At 42.9% G+C, this 24264-nt stretch carries 28 protein-coding genes; 24 read left to right on the top strand and 4 right to left on the bottom strand.

Annotation, left to right across the window (positions count from 1 at the left end; all coding sequences use genetic code 11):
- Nucleotides 1-91: 91 nt before the first annotated feature.
- The 8 genes from yqiS to MKZ03_RS10685 all read left to right on the top strand — a co-directional run bounded on the left by yqiS (nucleotide 92) and on the right by MKZ03_RS10685 (nucleotide 8314).
- Nucleotides 92-985, top strand: coding sequence for a phosphate butyryltransferase (gene yqiS, locus MKZ03_RS10720; RefSeq protein WP_034661238.1), 894 nt, complete (start codon nucleotides 92-94; stop codon nucleotides 983-985).
- Nucleotides 986-1010: 25 nt separating this feature from the next.
- Entirely contained in the window at nucleotides 1011-2105 is a 1095-nt protein-coding gene (bcd, locus tag MKZ03_RS10715; RefSeq protein WP_003215658.1) for a branched-chain amino acid dehydrogenase, read from the top strand.
- 33 nt (nucleotides 2106-2138) lie between these two features.
- Nucleotides 2139-3260 (top strand): butyrate kinase, encoded by a 1122-nt coding sequence (buk, locus tag MKZ03_RS10710; RefSeq protein WP_370876250.1) that lies wholly within the window; start codon nucleotides 2139-2141, stop codon nucleotides 3258-3260.
- Nucleotides 3250-4674, top strand: coding sequence for a dihydrolipoyl dehydrogenase (gene lpdA, locus MKZ03_RS10705; protein WP_307499892.1), 1425 nt, complete (start codon nucleotides 3250-3252; stop codon nucleotides 4672-4674). Before buk ends, lpdA begins: the two co-directional genes overlap by 11 nt.
- 17 nt (nucleotides 4675-4691) lie before the next feature.
- The gene (locus MKZ03_RS10700) at nucleotides 4692-5684 is read left to right on the top strand and encodes a thiamine pyrophosphate-dependent dehydrogenase E1 component subunit alpha (protein ID WP_095285375.1); all 993 of its coding nucleotides are present in this window, start codon (nucleotides 4692-4694) and stop codon (nucleotides 5682-5684) included.
- Nucleotides 5685-5696: 12 nt separating this feature from the next.
- Nucleotides 5697-6680, top strand: a complete 984-nt coding sequence (locus MKZ03_RS10695) for an alpha-ketoacid dehydrogenase subunit beta (RefSeq protein ID WP_034661229.1) — start codon at nucleotides 5697-5699, stop codon at nucleotides 6678-6680.
- Between the two features lie 18 nt (nucleotides 6681-6698).
- On the top strand, nucleotides 6699-7955 hold the full coding sequence (locus MKZ03_RS10690; protein ID WP_106031018.1) for a dihydrolipoamide acetyltransferase family protein: 1257 nt from the start codon (nucleotides 6699-6701) through the stop codon (nucleotides 7953-7955).
- 65 nt (nucleotides 7956-8020) lie between these two features.
- Nucleotides 8021-8314 carry a YesK-like family protein gene (locus tag MKZ03_RS10685; RefSeq protein WP_341031775.1) on the top strand — a complete coding sequence of 98 codons (294 nt, stop codon included), beginning with the start codon at nucleotides 8021-8023 and terminating at the stop codon, nucleotides 8312-8314.
- Nucleotides 8315-8329: 15 nt separating this feature from the next.
- Here the strand turns inward: MKZ03_RS10685 and MKZ03_RS10680 are convergent, their stop codons facing one another.
- Nucleotides 8330-9223, bottom strand: a complete 894-nt coding sequence (locus MKZ03_RS10680) for a YegS/Rv2252/BmrU family lipid kinase (RefSeq protein ID WP_307499891.1) — start codon at nucleotides 9221-9223, stop codon at nucleotides 8330-8332.
- A gap of 170 nt (nucleotides 9224-9393) precedes the next feature.
- On the opposite strand from MKZ03_RS10680, the gene MKZ03_RS10675 reads away from it, so the two are divergent.
- The 6 genes from MKZ03_RS10675 (at nucleotide 9394) to MKZ03_RS10650 (ending at nucleotide 13926) form a co-directional block, all read left to right on the top strand.
- The gene (locus tag MKZ03_RS10675) at nucleotides 9394-9831 is read left to right on the top strand and encodes a BrxA/BrxB family bacilliredoxin (RefSeq protein ID WP_341031772.1); all 438 of its coding nucleotides are present in this window, start codon (nucleotides 9394-9396) and stop codon (nucleotides 9829-9831) included.
- A gap of 195 nt (nucleotides 9832-10026) precedes the next feature.
- A complete protein-coding gene (locus MKZ03_RS10670; protein ID WP_307499890.1) occupies nucleotides 10027-10791 on the top strand; it encodes a transporter substrate-binding domain-containing protein in 765 nt (254 codons plus the stop codon).
- Between the two features lie 126 nt (nucleotides 10792-10917).
- Entirely contained in the window at nucleotides 10918-11574 is a 657-nt protein-coding gene (locus MKZ03_RS10665; protein ID WP_003215691.1) for an amino acid ABC transporter permease, read from the top strand.
- The gene (locus MKZ03_RS10660; RefSeq protein ID WP_106031019.1) at nucleotides 11567-12289 is read left to right on the top strand and encodes an amino acid ABC transporter ATP-binding protein; all 723 of its coding nucleotides are present in this window, start codon (nucleotides 11567-11569) and stop codon (nucleotides 12287-12289) included. The genes MKZ03_RS10665 and MKZ03_RS10660 overlap by 8 nt, the downstream gene beginning before the upstream one ends.
- 120 nt (nucleotides 12290-12409) lie before the next feature.
- A complete protein-coding gene (locus MKZ03_RS10655) occupies nucleotides 12410-13363 on the top strand; it encodes an aromatic acid exporter family protein (protein WP_034661221.1) in 954 nt (317 codons plus the stop codon).
- A 53-nt stretch (nucleotides 13364-13416) separates the two neighbouring features.
- Nucleotides 13417-13926 (top strand): L,D-transpeptidase, encoded by a 510-nt coding sequence (locus MKZ03_RS10650; RefSeq protein WP_307499888.1) that lies wholly within the window; start codon nucleotides 13417-13419, stop codon nucleotides 13924-13926.
- 38 nt (nucleotides 13927-13964) lie between these two features.
- Here the strand turns inward: MKZ03_RS10650 and prli42 are convergent, their stop codons facing one another.
- On the bottom strand, nucleotides 13965-14057 hold the full coding sequence (prli42, locus tag MKZ03_RS10645; protein ID WP_149865350.1) for a stressosome-associated protein Prli42: 93 nt from the start codon (nucleotides 14055-14057) through the stop codon (nucleotides 13965-13967).
- Nucleotides 14058-14159: 102 nt separating this feature from the next.
- Between prli42 and mce the strand changes: the two genes are divergently transcribed.
- Genes mce through MKZ03_RS10625 form a run of 4 tightly spaced genes read left to right on the top strand, consistent with a single transcriptional unit; the run spans nucleotide 14160 to nucleotide 17655 of the window.
- Nucleotides 14160-14582, top strand: coding sequence for a methylmalonyl-CoA epimerase (mce, locus tag MKZ03_RS10640; RefSeq protein ID WP_341032616.1), 423 nt, complete (start codon nucleotides 14160-14162; stop codon nucleotides 14580-14582).
- Nucleotides 14569-16038 carry an acyl-CoA carboxylase subunit beta gene (locus tag MKZ03_RS10635; RefSeq protein ID WP_341031769.1) on the top strand — a complete coding sequence of 490 codons (1470 nt, stop codon included), beginning with the start codon at nucleotides 14569-14571 and terminating at the stop codon, nucleotides 16036-16038. The genes mce and MKZ03_RS10635 overlap by 14 nt, the downstream gene beginning before the upstream one ends.
- 16 nt (nucleotides 16039-16054) lie before the next feature.
- Nucleotides 16055-17176 carry a M20/M25/M40 family metallo-hydrolase gene (locus MKZ03_RS10630; protein WP_060596804.1) on the top strand — a complete coding sequence of 374 codons (1122 nt, stop codon included), beginning with the start codon at nucleotides 16055-16057 and terminating at the stop codon, nucleotides 17174-17176.
- 14 nt (nucleotides 17177-17190) lie between these two features.
- Complete coding sequence (locus tag MKZ03_RS10625; protein WP_034661215.1) at nucleotides 17191-17655, top strand: chemotaxis protein CheW; 465 nt, start codon at nucleotides 17191-17193, stop codon at nucleotides 17653-17655.
- Between the two features lie 36 nt (nucleotides 17656-17691).
- On the opposite strand, the gene MKZ03_RS10620 is transcribed toward MKZ03_RS10625, so the two are convergent.
- Both MKZ03_RS10620 and MKZ03_RS10615 read right to left on the bottom strand, forming a co-directional pair.
- Nucleotides 17692-18510 carry a membrane protein insertase YidC gene (locus tag MKZ03_RS10620; RefSeq protein ID WP_370876249.1) on the bottom strand — a complete coding sequence of 273 codons (819 nt, stop codon included), beginning with the start codon at nucleotides 18508-18510 and terminating at the stop codon, nucleotides 17692-17694.
- A 27-nt stretch (nucleotides 18511-18537) separates the two neighbouring features.
- A complete protein-coding gene (locus MKZ03_RS10615; protein ID WP_034661212.1) occupies nucleotides 18538-18819 on the bottom strand; it encodes a hypothetical protein in 282 nt (93 codons plus the stop codon).
- Nucleotides 18820-18926: 107 nt separating this feature from the next.
- Between MKZ03_RS10615 and MKZ03_RS10610 the strand changes: the two genes are divergently transcribed.
- From MKZ03_RS10610 to MKZ03_RS10585, 6 genes are all read left to right on the top strand, one after another.
- Nucleotides 18927-20183 carry a DNA polymerase IV gene (locus tag MKZ03_RS10610; protein ID WP_307499884.1) on the top strand — a complete coding sequence of 419 codons (1257 nt, stop codon included), beginning with the start codon at nucleotides 18927-18929 and terminating at the stop codon, nucleotides 20181-20183.
- Nucleotides 20184-20281: 98 nt separating this feature from the next.
- Nucleotides 20282-21691, top strand: a complete 1410-nt coding sequence (gene gndA / locus MKZ03_RS10605) for an NADP-dependent phosphogluconate dehydrogenase (RefSeq protein WP_060596800.1) — start codon at nucleotides 20282-20284, stop codon at nucleotides 21689-21691.
- Nucleotides 21692-21813: 122 nt separating this feature from the next.
- Complete coding sequence (locus MKZ03_RS10600) at nucleotides 21814-22662, top strand: GRP family sugar transporter (protein ID WP_034661991.1); 849 nt, start codon at nucleotides 21814-21816, stop codon at nucleotides 22660-22662.
- Nucleotides 22663-22674: 12 nt separating this feature from the next.
- A complete protein-coding gene (locus MKZ03_RS10595; protein ID WP_341031766.1) occupies nucleotides 22675-23460 on the top strand; it encodes an SDR family oxidoreductase in 786 nt (261 codons plus the stop codon).
- Between the two features lie 143 nt (nucleotides 23461-23603).
- Nucleotides 23604-23915 carry a PTS sugar transporter subunit IIB gene (locus tag MKZ03_RS10590; RefSeq protein WP_003215713.1) on the top strand — a complete coding sequence of 104 codons (312 nt, stop codon included), beginning with the start codon at nucleotides 23604-23606 and terminating at the stop codon, nucleotides 23913-23915.
- A gap of 3 nt (nucleotides 23916-23918) precedes the next feature.
- Nucleotides 23919-24251, top strand: coding sequence for a PTS lactose/cellobiose transporter subunit IIA (locus tag MKZ03_RS10585; protein ID WP_034661208.1), 333 nt, complete (start codon nucleotides 23919-23921; stop codon nucleotides 24249-24251).
- The last annotated feature ends 13 nt before the right edge of the window (nucleotides 24252-24264 follow it).

Here is a 24264-nt window from a genome sequence, read left to right as displayed (position 1 = left end):
CATGCGAAATGCCTTATGTCGCTGCATTTCAAGCTGGCACAGAACTTGCATATGAAAACCATGAACCGAGCATAAGGAAAGGTGGACATATATGAAGCTTGACGATCTGATTATGAAAGCCGCCCAGCTGCAAAATAAAACTGCTGCTGTGGCTCATGCAGAAGACGAAGAAGTGCTTCATGCCATCAAGATGGCAATTGAACGAAAGGTCGCTCGCTTCCTGCTGGTTGGGAACAAACGCAACCTAAAGGAGCTGGTGAAACAGCATGAGATCAATGAGGACTGGATAGATATTATTCATTCGGATTCTCCTGAAGAATCAGCCAAAATTGCCGTGCAGGCAGTGAGTGAGAAGCATGCAGATATATTGATGAAGGGGCATGTCCCGACAGCCGTTCTTTTAAAAGCGGTACTGAATAAAGAGTACGGGCTGCGGACAGCGAGTGTCCTATCACATGTCGCGGCATTCGAAGTGCCGGGCTTTGATCGTTTTATTTATGTCACGGATTCTGCGATGAACATCGCGCCCGATTTAAATATGCTCAAAGAGATCACGATCAATGCTGTTCAAGTAGCACAAGCTGTCGGAAACGACATGCCAAAGGTGGCAGTGTTATCTGCGGTAGAGGTCGTGAACCCGGCAATGGATTCAACTTTGACAGCGGCAAGTCTGGCACAAATGAATAGGCGAGGTCAAATTTCTGGCTGCCTCATTGACGGGCCTCTTGCTTTAGACAATGCCATTTCTCAAACGGCAGCTTCTCATAAAAATATTACAAGTGATGTCGCCGGTCATGCAGATATTTTGCTTGTGCCAACGATTGAAGCAGGGAACATTCTTTATAAATCTCTCATCTACTTTGCACATGCAAAGGTGGGAGCTGTGGTGGCAGGAGCGAAGGCGCCGATTGCCTTAACAAGCCGGTCGGATACAGCCGAAAGTAAGCTTTATTCAATTGCACTTGCCATCTGTACATCAAATTAAGCGGAAGTCATAGGAGGAATAAACAATGGAACTTTTTAAATATATGGAACGATACGATTATGAGCAGCTTGTATTTTGTCAGGATGAACAGTCTGGCTTAAAAGCCATTATTGCTATTCATGATACAACACTTGGGCCAGCACTAGGCGGGACGAGAATGTGGACGTATGAAAACGAAGAAGCAGCGATCGAAGATGCGTTACGTCTAGCAAGAGGGATGACTTATAAAAACGCAGCAGCAGGCCTTAATCTTGGCGGCGGGAAAACAGTCATCATCGGTGACCCGAGAAAAGATAAAAATGAAGAAATGTTCCGTGCGTTTGGACGCTACATTCAAGGATTGAATGGCCGCTATATCACAGCGGAGGATGTCGGTACAACGGTAGAAGACATGGATCTTATTCATGAAGAAACAGACTTTGTGACAGGTATTTCTCCTGCATTTGGTTCTTCCGGAAATCCGTCTCCTGTTACGGCTTACGGTGTATATAAAGGGATGAAAGCTGCTGCCAAAGCTGCATTTGGGACCGATTCATTAGAAGGAAAAACAATTGCTGTCCAAGGTGTTGGGAATGTGGCCTACAATCTGTGTAAACACCTGCACGAAGAAGGCGCACAGCTGATTGTCACAGATATCAACAAAGACTCTGTAAAACGAGCTGTAGAAGACTTTGGTGCAAAAGCAGTAGACCCTGACGATATTTATGATCAAGCATGTGATATTTATGCACCATGTGCACTTGGTGCAACGATTAACGATGTAACGATTCCTAAGTTGAAAGCAAAGGTCATCGCAGGTGCAGCCAATAACCAGCTGAGAGAAACGCATCACGGCGATCTTATCCATGAAATGGGCATTGTCTATGCACCTGATTATGTGATCAATGCAGGCGGCGTGATTAACGTTGCTGATGAGCTTTATGGCTATAATGCAGATCGTGCGATGAAAAAAGTGGAAGGTATTTACCAAAATATTGAACGTGTCATTGAAATTTCAAACCGTGATGCCATTCCAACTTATAAAGCGGCAGACCGATTGGCAGAGGAGCGAATTGAAAGAATGCGCAAATCAAGAAGCCAATTCCTGCAAAATGGTCAACATATTTTAAGTCGTCGCTAATTTGAAGAATGAGTTGAAACGGAGGTTTTGTTTTTGCTGACAAAAGAATGGCGTATTCTCACAATCAATCCTGGCTCTACTTCAACAAAAATCGGTGTGTTTCACAATGAACGATCTATTTTTGAAACGACACTCAGACATACAGATGAGGAATTAAAGCAATTCCCACATATCATTGATCAATTTTCATTTCGTAAAGAAACAATCCTGAAAACGCTGCATGAACAAGGGATGAACATCTCGAAGTTTGATGCAGTGTGCGCACGCGGCGGCCTTCTCCGGCCTATCGAAGGAGGCACATATGAAGTCAATGAGCAAATGGCCCAAGACCTCAAAGAAGGATATGCCGGCCAGCATGCATCAAATCTTGGCGGTATCATTGCACGAGAAATTGCACTTGGCCTGAACATCCCAGCTTTTATTGTCGATCCAGTTGTGGTGGATGAGCTAAAACCAATTGCTCGTATTTCAGGGCTGCCAACGATTGAAAGAAAAAGCATCTTCCATGCATTAAATCAAAAAGCAGTCGCAAGAAAAACAGCTGCTTCCTTTGGGAAGCGCTACGAAGATTTGAACATGATTATTACGCATATGGGCGGCGGCGTCACCATTGGTGTACATGAAAAAGGAAAAGTCATTGATGTCAATAACGGACTGCATGGCGAAGGACCTTTCAGCCCGGAGCGAGCGGGGACCCTGCCAACAGGTGACCTCGTCAATCTTTGCTTTTCTGGTGAGTATAGCCAAGAGGAAATGCTGAAACGCATTATTGGTGAAGGCGGACTTGCGGGCTACCTTGGCACGACAGATGCTGTGAAAGTGGAGCGCATGATTGAAGCAGGCGATGAACGGGCGGCGCTGATTTATGAAGCGATGTGCTATCAAATTGCCAAGGAAATCGGTGCGGCTAGTGCTGTCTTAAAAGGAGCAGTTGACGTCATTGTGTTAACAGGCGGACTTGCGTACAGCAAACAAATTACATCAAGTATTAGAGGATACATTGACTGGATTTCAGATGTTGTCGTGTATCCAGGCGAAAATGAACTGCAATCCTTAGCAGAAGGTGCACTTCGTATTTTAAAAGAAGAAGAAACACCGAAAAAATACCCAAATGATCAACGAATGAAGAAAGGAGTGACAAGTCATGGCAACTGAATATGACCTCGTCATTCTTGGTGGAGGCACAGGCGGCTATGTAGCGGCCATCCGTGCCTCACAGCTTGGATTGAAAACAGCAGTTGTAGAAAAAGAAAAGCTTGGCGGAACATGTCTGCATAAAGGATGCATTCCGTCTAAAGCGCTGCTTAGAAGTGCAGAAGTCTATCAAACCGTCAAACGTGCTGCTGATTTTGGCGTTGAGGCAAACGGCATTGCCTTGCAATTTGCCAATGTGCAGAAAAGAAAAACAGAGATTGTAGAGAAACTAGCAGGCGGCGTCAAACACTTAATGAAACAAGGAAAAATTGATGTCTATGAAGGGATCGGCCGTATCCTTGGTCCATCTATCTTTTCGCCAATGCCAGGAACCATCTCCGTAGAAATGGCAAATGGAGATGAAAATGAAATGCTCATTCCAAAGCAGGTCATTATTGCGACAGGTTCAAGACCGCGGGTGCTGCCTGGGCTTGAAGCAGATGGGACGCACATTCTTTCATCAGATGATGCACTTGAACTGCCAGAGCTTCCACAGTCAATGCTCATTGTCGGCGGCGGGGTGATCGGAATTGAGTGGGCTTCCATGCTCAATGATTTTGGTGTGAAGGTGACTGTGATTGAATTTGCAGATCGCATATTGCCAACAGAGGATCATGACATTTCTAAAGAAATGGAAAAGCTTTTATCTAAAAAAGGCATCACCTTTGTGAAAAATGCGAAAGTACTGCCAGATACCGTCAAAAAGCAGGAGAATCTCGTGACGATTCAAGCAGAAAAGGATGGAGACATTCAGACGTTTGAAGCGGAAAAACTTCTTCTTTCAGTCGGCAGAGTACCAAATATTGAAGGCATTGGTCTTGAAAACACGGACATTCAAACAGAAAAACAAGGCATTGTCGTGAATGAACATTATCAAACGAAAGAATCGCATATTTATGCAATAGGAGATGTCATTGGCGGGCTTCAGCTGGCACATGTGGCTTCACACGAAGGCATGATTGCTGTGGAACATATGGCTGGGAAAGATCCAAAGCCGCTCGATGAAACGCTCGTATCTAAATGTGTCTACTCTCACCCAGAAACCGCTAGTGTTGGACTCACTGAACAGGCGGCAAAAGAGCAAGGCTTTGAAGTCAAAATAGGGAAATTCCCCTTTATGGCGATCGGAAAAGCGCTTGTGTACGGGGAGTCTGATGGATTCGTCAAAATCATTGCCGATCAAAAGACAGATGATATTTTAGGGATTCATATGATTGGTCCTCATGTCACAGATATGATATCTGAAGCTGGATTAGCCAAAGTACTTGATGCAACGCCGTGGGAAGTGGGGCAAACGATCCACCCGCACCCTACCTTATCAGAAGCGATTGGTGAGGCAGCTCTTGCTGTTGACGGGAAGGCGATCCATTTTTAATCAAGGAGGGAAATAAGATGAGTAACATGCGTCATCATGAATTAGGATTATCAGATGAACAAGCAATTGATATATATAGAACAATGCTTCTAGCAAGAAAAATTGATGAACGGATGTGGCTTTTAAACCGTTCTGGTAAAATTCCATTCGTGATTTCTTGTCAAGGGCAGGAAGCGCAGCAAGTCGGTGCTGCTTTTGCTCTCAATAGACAAGAGGATTACGTCTTACCTTACTACCGTGATATGGGGGTTGTCCTCGCATTTGGGATGACAGCAAAAGATTTAATGATGTCTGGTTTCGCAAAACAAGACGATCCAAACTCGGGCGGAAGACAGATGCCAGGTCATTTTGGACAAAAATCAAATCGAATTGTGACGGGATCTTCACCTGTCACAACGCAGGTTCCTCATGCAGTGGGGATTGCACTTGCTGGACGTCTGGAGCAGAAAAATTTTGTCAGCTTTGTCACGTTCGGTGAGGGCTCTTCAAACCAAGGTGATTTCCACGAAGGCGCTAACTTCGCTGCTGTGCATAAGCTGCCTGTTATTTTCATGTGTGAAAACAATAAGTACGCGATTTCCGTGCCGTATGACAAACAAGTGGCATGTGAACGCATTTCAGATCGTGCAATTGGGTACGGAATGCCTGGTGTAACCGTTGATGGCAATGATCCGCTTGAAGTATATGCCGCTGTCAAAGAAGCGAGAGACCGTGCGGCAAGAGGCGAAGGGCCAACGTTGATTGAAACGATCTCTTACCGTTTAACTGCGCATTCAAGTGATGATGATGATTCAAGCTATCGAGAAAAAGAAGAAGTGCTCGAAGCGAGAAAGAAAGATCCGCTCATCCAATATGAAACGTATTTAATCGAAGGAAACGTCATGACTTCTGAAATGAAAGAAGAGATGACAAAAGAAATCATGCAAATCGTAAACGAAGCGACTGATGAAGCGGAAAACGCTGCTTATGCTGATGCAGAAAGCGCACTTCGTTACGTGTATGCGGAGTAAGGGGGAAGAAAAATGCCTGTTATGTCATATATAGACGCCATTACACTGGCGATGAAAGAAGAAATGGAACGAGATCCAAAAGTGTTTGTGCTCGGAGAGGATGTCGGGAAAAAGGGCGGCGTATTTAAAGCGACAGCGGGTCTTTATGAGCAATTCGGAGAGGCGCGCGTCATGGATACACCTCTTGCAGAATCAGCCATTGCTGGTGTAGGTATTGGGGCAGCGATGTATGGAATGCGCCCAATTGCGGAGATGCAATTTGCGGATTTCATTATGCCTGCAATCAACCAAATCATTTCAGAGGCTGCGAAAATCAGATACCGCTCAAATAACGATTGGAGCTGTCCAATGGTCATCCGCGCACCTTACGGGGGCGGTGTACACGGGGCGCTTTATCATTCACAATCGGTTGAAGCGATTTTTGCCAATCAGCCTGGTTTGAAGATTGTCATGCCTTCTACACCTTATGATGTAAAAGGTCTTTTAAAGGCTGCGGTGCGTGATCCAGATCCTGTATTGTTCTTTGAACACAAACGTGCCTACCGTCTCATCAAAGGAGAAGTACCTGAGGAGGATTACACACTCCCTATTGGAAAAGCAGATGTGAAACGTGAAGGCGATGATATCACGGTCATTACATATGGCCTCTGTGTCCATTTTGCGCTGCAAGCAGCAGACCGCCTTGCGAAAGACGGCATTTCTGCGCATATTCTCGATTTGAGAACAGTGTACCCGCTTGATCAGGAAGCCATTATTGAAGCGGCATCAAAAACAGGCAAAGTGCTTCTTCTAACGGAAGATACAAAAGAGGGCAGCATCATGAGTGAGGTAGCGGCGATCATTTCGGAGCATTGCTTATTTGATTTAGACGCACCAATCAAACGTCTAGCCGGACCAGAAATCCCGGCAATGCCTTATGCGCCGCCAATGGAAAAATTCTTCATGGTCAATCCAGATAAGGTAGAAGCTGAAATGAGAGAGCTAGCGGCGTTTTAAGAAAGAGGAGGGTTTCAAGTGGCAATTGAACAAATGAAAATGCCTCAGCTAGGTGAAAGTGTAACAGAAGGAACCATTAGCAAATGGCTCGTTTCACCTGGCGATCATGTGAATAAATACGATCCGATTGCGGAAGTCATGACGGATAAAGTGAACGCAGAAGTCCCGTCATCTTTTACAGGAACGATTACAAAGCTATCGGCTGAAGAAGGCGATACGCTGCAAGTAGGAGAAGTGTTCTGTGAAATTGAAGTAGAGGGCAGCTCGCAGCAGAGTGCGAAAGAAGAAGCGGCACCTGAGCAAAGTGAAGCACCTGAAGCAGATCAAACAAAAGAGAATCAAAGTCAAAAGAAACGCTACTCTCCAGCAGTCCTTCGTTTAGCAGATGAGCACAGCATTGATTTAGCGGCTGTTCAAGGAACCGGAGCAGGCGGACGAATCACAAGAAAAGATTTACTTCAGCTCATTGAAAACGGCGGCGTACAAGAGAAGGCAGCACCTGTTAATGAACAGGCGGCAAAGCCGGAGCCTGCGCAGCCATCAAAACCAAAAGCGGCGCCTTCCGTCTCTACAATGCCTGGTGATGTTGAACTGCCAGTCACGCCAATTAGGCAGGCGATTGCGGCAAATATGCTGAGAAGCAAACATGAAATTCCGCACGCATGGACGATGATGGAAGTCGATGTGACAAACCTTGTGACAAGAAGAAATCAGCTCAAGGACCAATTTAAAGCAAAAGAAGGCTTTAATTTGACGTTCTTTGCGTTCTTTGTCAAAGCAGTGGCTCAGGGCTTAAAGGAATTCCCAGAAATGAACAGCATGTGGGCTGGAGATAAAATTGTTCAAAAGAAAGCAATCAATGTCTCGATTGCTGTTGCGACTGATGACGCTCTTTTTGTTCCAGTCATTAAGGATGCGGATGAAAAAACGATTAAGGGCATCGCCAAAGAAATTCATGAGCTTGCTTCCAAGGTGAGACAAGGAACGCTGAAGCAAAGTGACATGGAAGGCGGCACCTTTACTGTAAACAACACGGGATCATTTGGTTCTATACAATCCATGGGAATCATTAATTACCCGCAAGCGGCGATTTTACAAGTAGAATCGATCGTGAAGCGTCCAATGATTGTAAATGGCATGATTGCAGCAAGAGACATGGTCAACCTTTGTCTTTCATTAGATCACAGAGTACTTGATGGTCTTGTATGCGGCAGATTCCTTCAACGAATAAAACAAATCCTTGAAGGCATTGACGAGCAGACATCTGTTTACTAAAACAAGAATGTCCCCCTCCCGATATGGAGAGGGGGATTTCTACATAATGAGAAAGGAGCGGTGATATGTCTGGATTAGACTTTTTTGCGTTTTTAACGGTTGGACTCATGTTTATCACAGCAATTGCGTTCGCTTTTCTTCGATATATTTCTAAATCACGCAATCATCCTGAAAGATTACTACTCATCATATCAATCGTTTCAATGATTCAAATTGTGTTTTGCTTGCTGATTGTCGGTGGATTTAAAGGAGCAGCAAATAGTCTCTTAGGAATTTCTCTTCTTGCCGGGACGCTGCTTGGCTATGCACTTGAATATTTATACAGACGCTATATCAAAAAAACGCCCGAAAAAGAATGATCTCGGGCGTTTTCTTTATTCTGCTGGAACAATAAAGGTCAAATGCTGTTTTAACGCTTCTAAAGAAGTTGGGGCTGTCATATACACTTCGCCATCTGTATCAGCATCCATTTCCTCCTTTGTGTGGATCTGAATATTGGATGCTTGAATGAGGGAGAGGTCGCCGGTGAAATCCTCCAGTTCTTCCCGGTTCATAGAAAAGATTTCTTTTAGAGCAGAGAAGCTCGTATTTCTGCAAATTAAGATTTCTGCTTTCCCATCATCAATTGCTGCATTGGGCAAATCAATTTTATTTGTCCCGATGAAATGTCCATTCATGACAAGAACGATGACGGCTTCTTCTTCCCAGCTTTCCTCCTCTGTTTCAATTCGTACGTGAAAAGGATCTGTTTGCTGCAAGGTACGCAGGGCACTTGTGAAGTAGCTGATTTTGCCGAGTACAGCTTTTTCCTTGTCATTAATATTGTTGGATGTGTCTGCAATCAGCCCGATGCCCCAAAAGTTTAACAAGTATCGATCTCCTGCTTTGATTAAGTCGACCTTCTTTTCTATGCCGTCTACAATCATTTGAGCGGCTTTTTGCATTTGTTGCGGAATACCAAGCGTTCTAGAAAAGTCATTGCATGTCCCGCCTGGTAATATCGCTACAGCCGGCCTTTTTTCTAAACCGCCGATGCCATTCATGCATTCATGCACGGTTCCATCTCCGCCTAATATGATAAGCAATTCTATCGTCTCATCAATTGCACGACAGAATTGATAAGCATCATTTGGCTGTTTTGTTGGTTTAAGAATGAGTTCATCAATATGTAGAGAAAGCAGAGGTACTGTTTGACCGAGAATTTTTTCCATGTTTTTTTGTCCAGCATTTCCATTATAAATGAGCATCGCTTTTTTGAATTGTGCCATCACGCAGTTCTCCCTTTCATCTCTTTATCATCACTTTTCCCCAATTTTGCGGCGTATAAACGATGTTCGGAAAAAGTGGGGGGATGAAAAGACAACACATTTGCCCGCAGGCGTTTTCCTTGATATGATGTTGTTAAAATGGTTTTGGCATGCAAAAGGAGTGGACGGACATGAATATTGATTTTAATTTATTTATCAATGATATTGTGAAACAAGCGAGAGAAGAGATCAAACAGGCAGGCTATACTGAGCTTACATCATCTGAAGAGGTAGATGAAGCACTGTCTAAAAAAGGCACAGCACTTGTGATGGTGAATTCAGTATGCGGATGTGCTGGCGGTATTGCAAGACCAGCTGCAGGCTATTCTGTTCATTACGATAAGCGTCCAGATCAATTGCTGACAGTGTTTGCTGGACAAGACAAAGAGGCAACAGCAAGAGCCCGTGAATACTTTGAAGGTTTCCCGCCATCTTCACCATCCTTTGCATTATTAAAAGATGGAAAGATCATTAAAATGGTCGAACGTCATGAAATTGAAGGACACGAGCCAATGGAAGTCGTGTCAAAGCTTCAAGCTGCATTCGATGAGCATTGCGAAGAAATTTAATGTGTGACGTTTGAATGATGAAATAAAAAGCAGTCCGGTCTTTAGATCGGTCTGCTTTTTGTTTTATAAGACCATTGAATCAAAATAATTTTAGCAAAATACTATTGCATCTTAAAAAGAAAGTGTTTAAAATACATTATAGTGAATAAATATTCAAAACAATACATGATTTTAAATACTGGGAGGCATTATCTTATGAAAAAGTGGTTATTATTACTTATGACAGCTGGTCTTGCAGCTGCACTCGCAGCTTGCGGAACTTCTTCTAATAATTCAAACGCATCAGGAGATGACAAAACACTCGTTATGGCGACATCAGCAGATTATCCGCCATTTGAATCAAAAGAAGGAGATAAAATTGTCGGTTTTGATGTCGATCTTGCAACAGCACTAGCGAAAAAGAACGGCTACAAGCTAGAAATTCAAGATATGGATTTTGCAAGCCTTGTATCAGCGCTTAAAACAAATAAAGCTGATATCGTCCTTGCAGGCATGACCCCTACAGAAAAACGAAAAAAACAATTAGATTTCTCTGATGTTTATTACAATGCTAAAAACTTAGTTGTCTCAAAGAAATCTAGCGGAATGAAAACAGAGAAAGACTTAAAAGATAAAACAGTCGGCGTTCAATTAGGTTCAATCCAGCAGGATGAAGCAAACGGTTTGCAAAAGAAATATAACTTAAAAGTGGAAGACCGTAATAAAATCTCTGATATCATTCAAGAAATCAAAGCAGGTCGTTTTGATGCAGCCATTATTGAAGATAAAGTAGCTGCTGGTTATTTGAAAAAAGAAAAAGACTTCCAAGCATTTGGATTGAATAGTTCAAACGAAGGTTCAGCCATTGCATTCAAGAAAAATAGCGACTTAACAGCTAAATTTAATAAATCATTAAAAGAAATGCAAGACAATGGCGAACTTGATAAATTAATTAAAAAATGGTTTGCTGATGAAAAGTAAGTCAGGAAAAGGATCAGCGTCATTCATGAAAATCAAGTAGAAAGCGCTGAAAAGTTCAACTCGTGTTGAACTTTTTTCCTGTTTTATTTTTTGATTTCGTATGAAGGCAGAAAAAAGGAGAATGTCATGTTGGATTTTAAAGATGTAATACCTCAGATGCCCTTTATTTTAGAAGGACTTAAGGTCACACTTTCTATTGTAGTGGTATCACTTTTTCTTGGATTTATCTTAGGGATTTTATTAACGCTTTGCAAAATTAGTGTGTTTAAGCCGCTCATTTGGCTTGCAGATTTTTACACATCAATCTTCCGAGGCACACCGCTTGTGCTTCAATTGCTCATTATTTATTTTGGTCTGCCTCAGCTTCTCGGGTTTCAAATCGATCAATACTGGGCTGCTGTAGCGGCATTTTCACTTAACTCCGCGGCATACGTATCTGAAATTATTCGTGCTGGTATTAATGCCATTGATAAAGGTCAAAAAGAAGCCGCCGTTGCTTTAGGCATCCCTTATGCTAAAATGATGAAGGACTTATTGCTTCCGCAGGCATTTAAAAATATTTCACCTGCACTTGTGAACGAAACGATTACACTGACAAAAGAATCAGCTATTGTGACAGTCATTGGACTGGGAGATGTCATGAGACGAGCTTACCAAGCAGGTGCCGTCACGTATAATTATCTTGAACCGCTTATTTTTGCAGGTCTCATCTATTATGTCATCGTGCTTGTTCTCACCTTTGTCGGTAAATCGGTGGAAAGGAAGTTAAAATCAAATGATTAACATAGAGAAACTCACAAAATCTTTTGGCAAAAATGAAGTATTAAAAGGGATCGACACCACCATTAAAGAAGGGGAAGTTGTCGCAGTCATTGGACCATCTGGTTCAGGAAAATCGACGTTTCTTCGCTGCATCAACTTGCTTGAAAAGCCGACTACTGGTGTCATTACAATTAAGGATACTGAAATCACAAACCCAAAAACCAATGCACTAAAAGTGCGTGAGAATATCGGAATGGTGTTTCAGCATTTCCACCTGTTCCCGCATAAAACCGTGCTGGAAAATATCACGTATGCGCCAATGAATGTGAAGAATCAATCGAAGGAAGACAGCATCAAACAAGCTGAAGATCTGCTGAAAAAGGTAGGGCTTTTAGAGAAAAAAGATGATTTTCCGAACCGTTTGTCAGGCGGTCAAAAGCAGCGTGTGGCAATTGCACGTGCGCTTGCGATGACTCCAGACATCATGCTGTTTGACGAACCAACTTCTGCACTAGATCCAGAAATGGTCAAGGAAGTCCTAGAGGTCATGAAAGAGCTGGCTCAATCTGGAATGACACTTGTGATCGTCACACATGAAATGGGCTTTGCAAAAGAAGTGGCTGACCGCGTGATCTTTATGGATGATGGGAAAATTGTAGAGGATGCAAACCCTGTGCAATTCTTTGAATCGCCGTCGTCACAGCGCGCGCAAGACTTCTTACAAAAAATATTATAAAGAAAAAAGAGAAGGCGACTTAACATCTCCTTCTTTTTTTGATTATAATGGGGAAAGTAAAAAAAGTTCATCATTTCACAAAAGTGAATGGAAACAAGACAGAAAAGAGTGAATCACATCATGTTTAAAATCGGCTACCGAACGCTGAAAACAGCATTAGGAACAGCGATCGCTATTTATATTGCACAATTGCTCGGCCTTCAAAATTATTCGGCTGCCGGGATTATTACGATCCTGTGTATTCAGGTGACGAAGAAACGGTCGCTCCTCGCATCAGGCGCCCGCTTTGCAGCTTGCAGTCTTGCCATTTTATTTTCTTATCTATTTTTCGATCTGATTGGATATCATCCTTTTGTGATTGGTCTGATGCTGCTTGTCTTTATTCCGACAACCGTTTTGCTCCGCATTAAAGAAGGGATTGTCACAAGTTCAGTCATCATTCTCCATTTATACATGTCCGGCGGGATTACCCTTCACCTCATCTGGAATGAGCTGCTGCTGATTACAATTGGTGTTGGCGTAGCACTTATCATGAACTTGTATATGCCAAGTGTCGATAAAAAGCTCAAACGCTACAGCGAACAGATTGAAGCCAACTTTGCAAAAATCTTTGAGGAAATCGAGCAATACTTAATGACAGGGAAACAAGACTGGACAGGAAAAGAAATACCAGAGACACATCAATTGATCAAAGAAGCGAAAGCTCTCGCATATCGTGATGTTGAAAACCATGTCCTAAGACATGAAAACCTGTATTATCATTATTTTAATATGAGGCAAAAGCAATTCGAAATCATTGAGCGTGTGCTTCCGAAAATCACGTCCATTTCCATCACAACAGAGCATGGGCAAATGATTGCCGAATACGTCAGAGACTTACGCGAACATATTCACCCAGGGAACACGGCGCATAAGTTTTTAAGACGTCTCATTGATATGAAAGAAGAGTTCGATAAGCTTCCGCTGCCGCAAACACGAGAAGAGTTTGAGGCAAGAGCTGCACTTTTTCATTTCCTCGGAGAAATGGAACAATATTTAGTACTGAAAAGCTATTTTAAAGGGATGAAAGAATAGAGACGCATGAGTTCCTCCTTCATTGGTCAATCTAATGAAAAAAGGAGGAGCCTATGCGTCTTTTATTTTATACCGTATTGACCATGTCCCTTTCACCAATCTGGCCGCTCGGACAAAACCCGCTTCCAGGAGACCCTTATGTCATTATTAATAAACAAACAAATGAACTTGCCTATATTGATCAAGGACAAATCCAAAAAATATATCCTGCTTCTACAGGGAAAACAGCCGATTTAACACCAGAAGGGGAATTTACCATTATGATCAAAGCGAAAGATCCCTATTACAGAAAAAAGAATATTGAAGGCGGTGCGAAGAATAACCCACTTGGCAGAAGGTGGATTGGATTTGATGCACGAGAAACAGATGGCAGAACGTACGGAATTCATGGGACGAGTGACGAAACATCGATTGGGAAATTTATCACGGCAGGCTGTGTGAGACTTCATAATCAAGATGTAGAGCTTCTATTTGACCAGCTTCCGATTGGAACAAAAGTATGGATTACAACATCAAGCGATTCATTTGAAAAGCTTGCCAAAGACAAACAGGCCATTCGTTGATTGAACGAATCACCTGCTTGTCTGCTTTTATTGAAACCTTATAAAAAGGTTGCTGCTCCTGCTAAAAGTGAAGAAATTAACAGCAGGCTAATCATGAGCAATACCATGAATTTCATAAATTTCTGAGACATATCGCACCCCTATAACCGAAGATTTTTTGCGACGAACGCACCTTTCTTTATTCTAGCTGGTTTTTTCAAATGCGACAAGTGATCAACAAAGGAAGTGAACGGATGAATCAAATCGATCATATTGCCATTGCGGTCTTTTCTATTAAACAAACATCTCAACTCCTTCATCAGCTGTTTAACTGGCATTTTTCAGACATACAAGAGATTCCTGAGCAGGAGATTAAAGCGTCCTTCGCTTCACTTGATCATGTGCACATTGAATTAATTGAACCAATGTCAGACAGCAGTAAACTACATACCTTTTTAACAAAAAAAGGAGAGGGGCTCCATCATATTGCGTTAAAGTCAGGAGACATTCAGGCAGATCTTAACCATCTTGAACACCTTGGCGTGCAGCTTCTCCAAAAATCAGCACAGAAGGGCGCAAGCGGCAAGCAGATTGCATTTATTTCACCTAAAGAAACGTCCGGTGTGTTATTCGAATTGTGCGAGCCCTTGAAAGGAGAAAAACATGGCAATGAATGAATCGTTCAATGACTTGTCTAAATGGCGGGAAAAAGCGTTAATGGGCGGCGGTGAAAAACGAGCAGCCGCGCACAGAAACAAAGGAAAGCTATCGGTTCGCCAGCGGCTGCATGAACTTCTTGACGTGGGCAGTTTCATGGAAATTCAGAGGTTTGCAACAGGCCGCATGTCAGAGCATGTCGGTGATGGCGTCATCATTGGAACCGGACTTATTCATGGAAAGCCAGTATGTGTTTATGCACAAGATGCAACAGTGCATGGGGGCTCTTTAGGCGAAATACATGCCAAAAAAATTGCTTCACTAATGGATCTCGCAGCTAAAAATCAGATGCCGGTCATCGGTCTAAAAGACTCAGGTGGTGCGAGAATTCAAGAGGGTGTGGTATCATTAGAAGGATACGGACAGATTTTTAAACGGAATGTGCTGTACTCTGGTCAAATCCCGCAAATATCCGTTATTTTAGGCTCATGTGCTGGAGGTGCAGTCTATTCTCCTGCTTTGACTGATTTTGTCTTCATGACAGAACAAACAGCTCATATGTTTTTAACAGGTCCGAAAGTAATAGAAAAGGCAACAGGAGAAACGGTCTGTCCTGACCGTCTTGGCGGTGCAAGTGTTCAGCATCAGACAAGCGGGAATGTGCACTATACTGGGAAAGATGAGCAGGACGTGTTAAAGGCGGTTCGAACACTTTTAACGTACATACCAACGACTAAACAGCCTGACATGCACACTGAAGTGCAAAAGCATGACGCCGTTGATCCAGGCAAAATCTTGCCAAAGGATCCATCACGCACCTATGATGTCAAACAAGTGGTGACAGCGATCATCGATCCAGGCTCATTCTTTGAGACCCAGCCTTGTTTCTCAAAAAATATCGTCACAGGGTTTGCCAGATTAAAAGGGGCTCCAATTGGTGTAGTTGCCAATCAGCCAAAGGTGCTGGCAGGAAGCCTTGACCTTGACGCTGCCGATAAAGCGGCCAGGTTTATTCGATTTTGCGATGCGTTTCATATTCCGATCTTAACGCTTGTCGACGTCCCTGGTTTTTTACCAGGGGAGAAAGCTGAGCATGCGGGAATTATCCGTCACGGCGCAAAGCTTTTATATGCGTACGCTGAAGCGACCGTTCCAAAAATCACGGTGATTTTAAGAAAGGCGTTTGGCGGTGCATATGTCGCGATGAATAGCAAGGGCTTAGGCGCTGACTTTGTTTATGCATGGCCAGCGGCAGAAATTGATGTCATGGGGAAAACGTTCGCAGACGAAATCGTTCATCCTGCTTCGCGCGAGGTTGAGACGGAACCAAGTGTATTAAAAGCGGCTCAGGCAGGGCTGATAGACGATATTTTCATGCCGGATGAAACGAGAGAGCGATTGATTCGCTCGTTTGATTTGCTTCGCAGGAAGGAAGAAGATAGACCGTTAAAAAAGCATGGCAACATGCCGCTATAAGAGGAGGAGCATCATCATGATCAATGAAAAACGTTTACTAGACGAATTTTTAGAACTGGTTCAGATCGATTCGGAAACAAAACACGAAGAGAAAATTGTGGAAGTCTTAAAAGAAAAATTCTCGCAGCTTGGTCTTAAAGTGGTGGAAGACGACTCAAAAGCGAAAACTGGCCACGGTGCAGGCAACCTCATCTGTACACTGGAAGGCAATCAAGAGGCTGATACTATCTATTTCACTTCTCATATGGACACAGTTGTTCCCGGCAATGGCGTAAAACCAGTCATTGAAGACGGCTATGTGAAGACAGATGGAACAACCATTCTTGGTGCTGACGATAAAACAGGGCTTGCGGCTATGTTTGAAGCCATCCGCGTGCTGAAAGAGAAGAATTTACCGCATGGAACGATTGAATTTGTCATCACAGCAGGTGAGGAATCAGGACTTGTTGGAGCAAAAGCGTTAGATCCAAAATTGATGACAGCAGCATACGGCTATGCCCTTGATTCAGATGGCAAGGTCGGGACAATTATCGTAGCTGCGCCAACACAGGCGAAAGTACGCGCAACCATTTACGGAAAAACAGCTCACGCAGGTGTGGCACCTGAAAAAGGCGTGTCTGCGATTACCATTGCATCAAAAGCCATTGCCAGCATGCCGCTTGGCCGAATTGATGAAGAAACAACGGCGAATATCGGGCGTTTTGAAGGTGGAACGCAAACGAATATTGTGTGCGATCAAGTCGATATCCTTGCTGAAGCACGCTCTTTAGAACCTGCAAAAATGGAAGCACAAGTAGCGAAGATGAAAGAAGCCTTTGAAAAAACCGCTAAAGAAATGGGCGGAAGTGCCGATGTACAAATTGACATCATGTATCCAGGCTTCAAATTCTCTCACGGCGATCAAGTCGTAGAAGTGGCGAAAAAAGCGGCTGCGAAAATTGGCCGTCCATCAGAACTACAGACGAGCGGCGGAGGCAGTGATGCAAACGTCATTGCAGGAAACGGCGTCCCAACTGTCAACCTAGCTGTTGGATATGAAGATATTCATACGAAAAATGAGAAAATGCCGATTGAAGAATTAGTCAAAACAGCTGAAATGGTTCTCGCCATTATCGAAGAAACGACAAATCTATCGTAAAGGCAGGAGACTCTGTGAGCACGCAAAAGATCATTATTTTCCAAGTGGGGCAAGAGGATTTTGGCATCAGTGTAGAGCATATTCGTTCGATTGAGAAGGTCCCTTATTTACAAGAAGTATCGAACCTTCCAAAAGAAATTAAAGGACTGATGTCATTAAGAGGAGAAGTCATCCCTGTCAGTGACACAGGCGTGATGCTTCACGGAAAGCCTCTTGATGTGAACGAACAGTCCAAGGTGTTGCTATTTGAATTAAACGATCAAATGATTGGCTGTCTTGTCTCAGATGCAAAAGATATTATCGATATCGAGCTAAGCGAGATCAAGCCATTTCATATGAACACGAAAGCCTCCGAATATTTCTTCGGCGTTGTGGAGAGAGAGAACAAGATGATTTTACAAGTGGACCCTAATAAGTTCCTTGGGAGAATTGATGACCTCGATCAACTGCCAGAGCGGTTAAAAGAAGAGTTGGCATAAAGAAAATCCCCCTATCTGATGATAAGGGGATTATTTTTATTCAGCAGCTGGGCTGGCTTGGTCGTTTGCCTCAGCTTTCGATTTTGATTTTTGGTACATGACATTCAAAATAATTGTTTGGATTGTGAGTAGTAATCCGCTTGTCATCCAGTATAAAGGAAGGGCAGCGGGTGCATTGATTGAAATAAACAGCATCATGATTGGGAAAATCATGCCCATGACTTTGGCTTGCTTCAGCGCAGCTTCTGTCTGGGTGCCTGATTGCTTCGCAAATTTTTGCGTAACATAAAATTGCAAGAAATACATGGCGCCTGCAAAGATCGCGACCAATAGATCGGTTTGTCCTAAGTTAAACCATAGGAACGAATGTGTTGCGATCTCAGGTGTTGAGCGGATCGCTGAGTAAAAGCCAAGAACAATTGGAATTTGAATCAGCATAGGCAGACAGCCCATTGCCAGCGGGTTCACATTATTCTCTTTGTATACTTTCATCATTTCCATTTGTAGTTCTTTTTGTTTTTCAGGTTCTTTCGTTTTCTTCAATTTGCTTTGAATTTGGTCAATTTGAGGCTTCACCAGTGCCATTTTCTCCTGCATGACTCTTTGTTTCTTAAATTGGTTCGCAAAAAGAGGGAAAATCAGCAGGCGGACTATCAAGGTCACGAACATAATCGATAAACCATAATCATCATGGAAGAAGTTCGCAAGCCAAATGATCAGCTCCGAAAAAGGCTGGACAAAATAATGATGGAAAAACCCATCAGAGCTCGCATTCGTTTGCCCACTCGCTGCAAAAGCAGGTGAGGCAATCATCATTAAACATAAAGTCGTACAAATCGTCAATAAACGTTTCAATTCGTTTCCTCCTCATTTTTTAAAAAATTAATTAGAGAGAGGAAGCGAATGGTCTTCATCATCATTTGATGATCGTTTCATTCGAATGACTTTACTAATCCAAGTTGTAATGCGATCATATATGATAAACAGAAAGTCTGTTCGGTTCAATAAAGATGCGTCAAACTCTTCCAAACGATGTCCACCGAGGTGTTCGTTCATACGGCAGTCTTTTAATAAAAACGCAATGCCGATAGCCGTCAGCGCTGGAAGAATAATCGTAAAGAATTCAACAAGGAAAAAGACTTCATTGAATGTATCAATAATCATGATTATCACATCCCATTTCATTACTCACAGTGTACTATACACTATATGAAATGTCTATTGGAACAAACATGAAGTAACAAGAGTCAATAAATGTAGGAGGCAGGCAAATGGGTGATTCTCAAAGGAAGGGTCGAATTATTTTTCATATTGATATGAATAGTTTTTATGCATCTGTTGAAATGGCGTATGATCCTTCTTTGAGAGGGAAACCTTTAGCCATTAGCGGAAATGCGAAAGAGCGTAAAGGGATTGTTGTGACGTGCAGCTACGAGGCAAGAGCACTAGGTGTAAAGCCCCCGATGCCGTTATGGGAAGCGAAGCGGCTTTGTCCGGGGCTGATTGTCCGTACACCAAACTTTGACCGGTACCGCAGCTCCTCACAAGAGATGTTTACGATACTAAGAGAATACAGCGATTTAGTCGAACCTGTATCCATTGACGAGGGCTATATTGATTTAACGCATACGCCCTATGCCGAGCACGCGGTGAAAACGGCTCATGATATTCAAACGAGGCTTGTAGAGGAGCTCATGCTTCCTTCAAGTATTGGCATTGCACCGAATAAATTTTTAGCGAAAATGGCGTCTAATTGGAAAAAACCAATGGGCATCACCATTTTACGTAAACGAGATGTGCCCCAAATGCTCTGGCCGCTGCCAGCGGGTGACATGCACGGAGTTGGACAGAAAACGGCAGATAAATTGAAAACGATTGGCATTCATACCATTGAAGATTTAGCGAAAGCAAATGAGTATACGCTAAAGAAATTACTGGGCATCAATGGACCGAGATTAAAGCAAAAGGCGAATGGTGAACATGACGGTATCGTGGACCCAGAAAGGATATACGAATTTAAATCTGTCGGTAATTCGTCAACCCTTCCTCATGATTCTGACGATCCAGATGAACTTGTCACGTTAATTGATAAGCTGTCACAATCTGTGAGTGCAAGATTAAGGAGAAAAGAAGTGATGGCAAATCGGCTTCTCATCATGATACGGTACGCAAGCTGGAAAAATATCACGCGAAGTGTCACACTCACGAATCCAACGGATCGAAAGGAAGACTTATTTGAGGCAGCAAAGCAATTATTCCTTAAACATTGGAATGACCAGCCCGTGAGGCTCTTAGGTGTGACGGGGACAGACCTTGTAGAACGAAAAGCAGCTGTTAAACAGCTTGATTTATTTTCCTATACAGAAGATGCAAAAGAAGAGCCTCTCCAAACCGTTTTAGAAGGGCTGAAAGAAAAATATGGCAAATCACTTATTCAAAGAGGAATGACCATCAAGGAAAAAGAGAGCAAAACAAGCGGAACAAGTTTTAATAAAGACTTTTTTCAGGACGAAAAAGGAAATGACTAGCCTGAAAACTTGATAAAAGAGGTGGTGTTGTGGTAATTTCAAAGGGTACATCATTTTAGCAGTAATCAATATAGTGTGTTAGAAGGGACGTCAGAATTATGTCAAAACAACAAATCGGTGTGGTTGGACTAGCCGTTATGGGGAAAAACCTTGCCCTTAATATTGAAAGCCGCGGTTTCTCCGTGTCCGTTTATAACAGATCTAGCAGCAAAACAGAAGAGTTTCTCGAAGAATCAAAAGGAAAAAACGTTGTAGGCACATACAGCATTGAAGAATTTGTTCAGTCGCTTGAAACACCGCGTAAAATTCTTTTAATGGTAAAAGCTGGTGCAGCAACGGATGCAACCATTCAATCATTACTTCCTCACCTAGAGAAAGGTGACATCTTAATTGATGGTGGAAATACATATTACAAGGATACGCAAAGACGTAATCAAGAGCTTGCGGAAAGTGGTATCCACTTCATTGGTACAGGTGTTTCTGGGGGTGAAGAAGGTGCACTAAAAGGTCCATCTATCATGCCAGGCGGTCAAAAAGAAGCGCATGAGCTAGTGAAACCAATTTTAGAAGCGATCTCTGCGAAAGTAGATGGCGAGCCATGTACAACGTATATCGGCCCAGATGGAGCAGGACATTATGTCAAAATGGTCCATAACGGCATCGAGTACGGAGACATGCAATTGATCTCTGAATCATACTTTATCTTGAAGCATGTGGCTGGCTTGTCAGCAGAGGAGCTTCATGAAGTATTCTCAGAGTGGAATAAAGGCGAGCTTGACAGCTATTTAATCGAAATTACAGCGGATATTTTCACAAAAGTGGATGAAGAAACAAACCAGCCGCTTGTGGATGTCATCTTAGATAAAGCTGGTCAAAAAGGAACTGGAAAATGGACGAGCCAAAGTTCTCTTGATCTAGGTGTCCCGCTTCCAATCATTACTGAGTCTGTTTTTGCGCGCTATATTTCAGCAATGAAAGATGAGCGTGTAGAAGCAAGTCAATCAATTCAAGGTCCTGAGCCAACGCAATCAGCTGAGAATAAACAAGAGCTGATCGAAGCTGTTAGAAAAGCCCTATTCATGAGTAAAATCTGCTCGTATGCTCAAGGTTTTGCGCAAATGAAAGCAGCATCTGATGAATATAACTGGGATTTAAAATACGGTGAAATTGCGATGATCTTCCGCGGTGGATGTATCATTCGTGCAGCCTTCTTACAACAAATTAAAGAAGCATATGACCGTAACCCTGAACTGAAAAACCTATTGCTAGATCCTTACTTTAAGGATATTGCTCAAAGCTATCAATCATCACTTCGTAAAGTCATTTCACTTGCAGTGGAGCAAGGAGTTCCTGTTCCTTCATTCTCAAGTGCACTTGCTTACTTTGATAGCTATCGCACAGCTGTCCTGCCAGCGAACTTAATTCAAGCGCAGCGTGACTATTTCGGTGCACATACGTATGAGCGCACAGATAAAGAAGGCGTCTTCCATACGGAATGGATGAAATAAAATAAAACGTCAGAAAAACCTTACCATTGGATTGGTAAGGTTTTTTTGTGTTTGCATCTTTTCGGCTAAAAATGCGAAAAAGAGGGATGCTATGTAAAAAAGAAAAGAAAGTAGGGATAGAAGTGGGCATCTTATATGCACTTCTCCCAGCAATATTTTGGGGAAGTATTGTTCTGATCAGTGTCAAACTTGGCGGGAATGCATACCAGCAAACGCTCGGCATTACGCTTGGCGCATTTTTATTTTCAATTGCAGCCTTCTTCATCAAAATGCCAGAGCTGACACCGCTTATTTTTGCGGTTTCTGTGATTTCAGGCATCTTTTGGAGCATTGGACAAATGAATCAGCTTTCAAGTGTTGCGTTTCTCGGAGTCTCGAAGGCGGTTCCTTTGTCAACAGGCATGCAGCTTGTGAGCACTACTTTATTTGGTGTCATGGTTTTTAAAGAATGGCAAACGATGACGGTCATACTCATTGGTTCTTGCGCCATTTTACTGATTATTGCAGGCGTTGTGATGACATCGCTCGGTCAAAAGAAGAATGGCGGCGGAAACGGTGGAGGCAATTTCAAAAAAGGGATCATTATTCTGCTCATCTCAACGGTTGGCTATGTCGGATATGTCGTCATTTTAAGATGGTTTCATATTGATGGGTGGTCTGCCCTCGTTCCGCAATCGGTCGGTATGCTGCTTTCATCCTTGGCGATTAGTCTAAAGCAGAACCCGTTTAGTAAATATACGTTTAAAAATATCATTGCCGGTTTGGTTTGGTCGACAGGAAATCTTGGGCTTCTTTTGGCCATTCCGCTCATTGGCGTAGCCGTAAGCTTTTCGATGTCACAAACAGGGATTGTCATCTCAACATTAGGCGGCATTTATTTATTAAAAGAGAAAGCATCTAGAACAAGCTTTGTCATTGCTGGCTGCTTAATGATCATAGCAGGCGGCGTGCTGCTAGGCTTTACAAAATAGGAGGGTAAACGAATGTATCAAGATTTAGAAGGAAAAACAGTCCTGATTACAGGAGCCGGCACAGGAATAGGGCAAGCGATGGCGCGCCGGTTTGGACAAGAAAAAGCCAATGTGGTGATCAATTATTTCTCAGATCAAGAAAATCCGGATGACACCATTGCGGATATTCAAAAAAATGGCGGACAGGCTGTGAAAATCAAGGGAGATGTCTCAAAAGAAGAGGATATGCAGGCGATGATTGATAAAGCCGTTGATACATTTGGCAGTCTTGATGTCATGATCAATAACGCAGGCATCGAAAATGAAGTGCCTTCTACCGAAATGACGCTGGATAATTGGAACAAAGTCATGTCGACCAATTTAACAGGTATGTTTCTCGGCTGCCGTGATGCACTGAAGTATATGACAGATCACGGGATAGAAGGATCGATCATCAATATGTCGTCGGTTCACCAGCAAATCCCTTGGCCTCATTTCGTCCATTATGCAGCAAGTAAAGGGGGCGCCAAGCTGCTGACAGAAACGCTGGCACTAGAATATGCTCCTAAAAAAATCCGTGTAAACAGCATTGCACCAGGCGCCATCGATACCCCGATCAATGCGGAAAAATTCGATGATCCCGCATTGAAAAAAGGCGTGATTGAATTGATCCCCATTGGTTATATTGGAAAGCCGGAAGAAGTGGCAGCATGTGCTGTCTGGCTGGCGTCAAAAGAGGCAAGCTATGTCACAGGCTTGACGCTCTATGTGGACGGCGGCATGACAAAGTATCCTGGCTTCCAGGCAGGAAAAGGATAGGGAGAAAGTCAAAGAGCGTACACACATGACGCTCTTTTTTTATATAAAATACAGACAAATAAAATTAAATGTCTAGACATTTAAAAATAAAAATATATAATATTAAATGGAAGCGCTTTTATTACAACAATGGGGTGAGAGAAATGAAACGTATTTTATTAGCATGCAGTTCAGGAATGTCTACGAGTTTACTAGTTACAAAGATGAAGGCTCATGCCGACTCAATAGGGGACGAGGCAGAAATTTGGGCAGTTGGGCAAGATCAAGCGAGAAAAGAAATGGCGAATGCGGATGTTGTGTTAATTGGACCGCAAATGAGCTTTTTAAAAGGGGATCTTCAAAAAGAAGCAACAAAATACGGGATTGCAGTAGAGGTCATAGACATGCAAGCGTACGGGCTTGCCGATGGACAAAAAGCGTATGAACAAGCCGTTACATTGATGGAGGAATCGTAAAGAATGGAAAAGAAAACACTCGAAGGGCTCACGGAGGAACAAGTCAGTTTTCAATTGATCTTACACAGTGGAAATGCACGCAGCAAATTGCTTCAATCTCTTAAACAATTTCGAGAAGGTCAAGAAGGTGAGGCATTTAGTCTCATGAAAGAAGCAGAAGAAGATTTACGTCATGCACATGGCATCCATTTTCAACTCGTGCAGCAAGAGGCAGGTGGGGAGAAAACGCCTTTCTCCTTATTGCTCATGCACGCCGAAGATCACTTAATGTCCACCATTACGATCAAGGAGCTTGTGGGAGAGCTCCTGCCGATTTTCCAATCGCTTAAACAATAAAGGGTGTAAACAA

It is taken from the genome of Bacillus sp. FSL R5-0431 (assembly GCF_038002985.1).
Classification (GTDB): domain Bacteria; phylum Bacillota; class Bacilli; order Bacillales; family Bacillaceae; genus Bacillus.
This window is presented reverse-complemented; position numbering and strand designations above follow the sequence as displayed.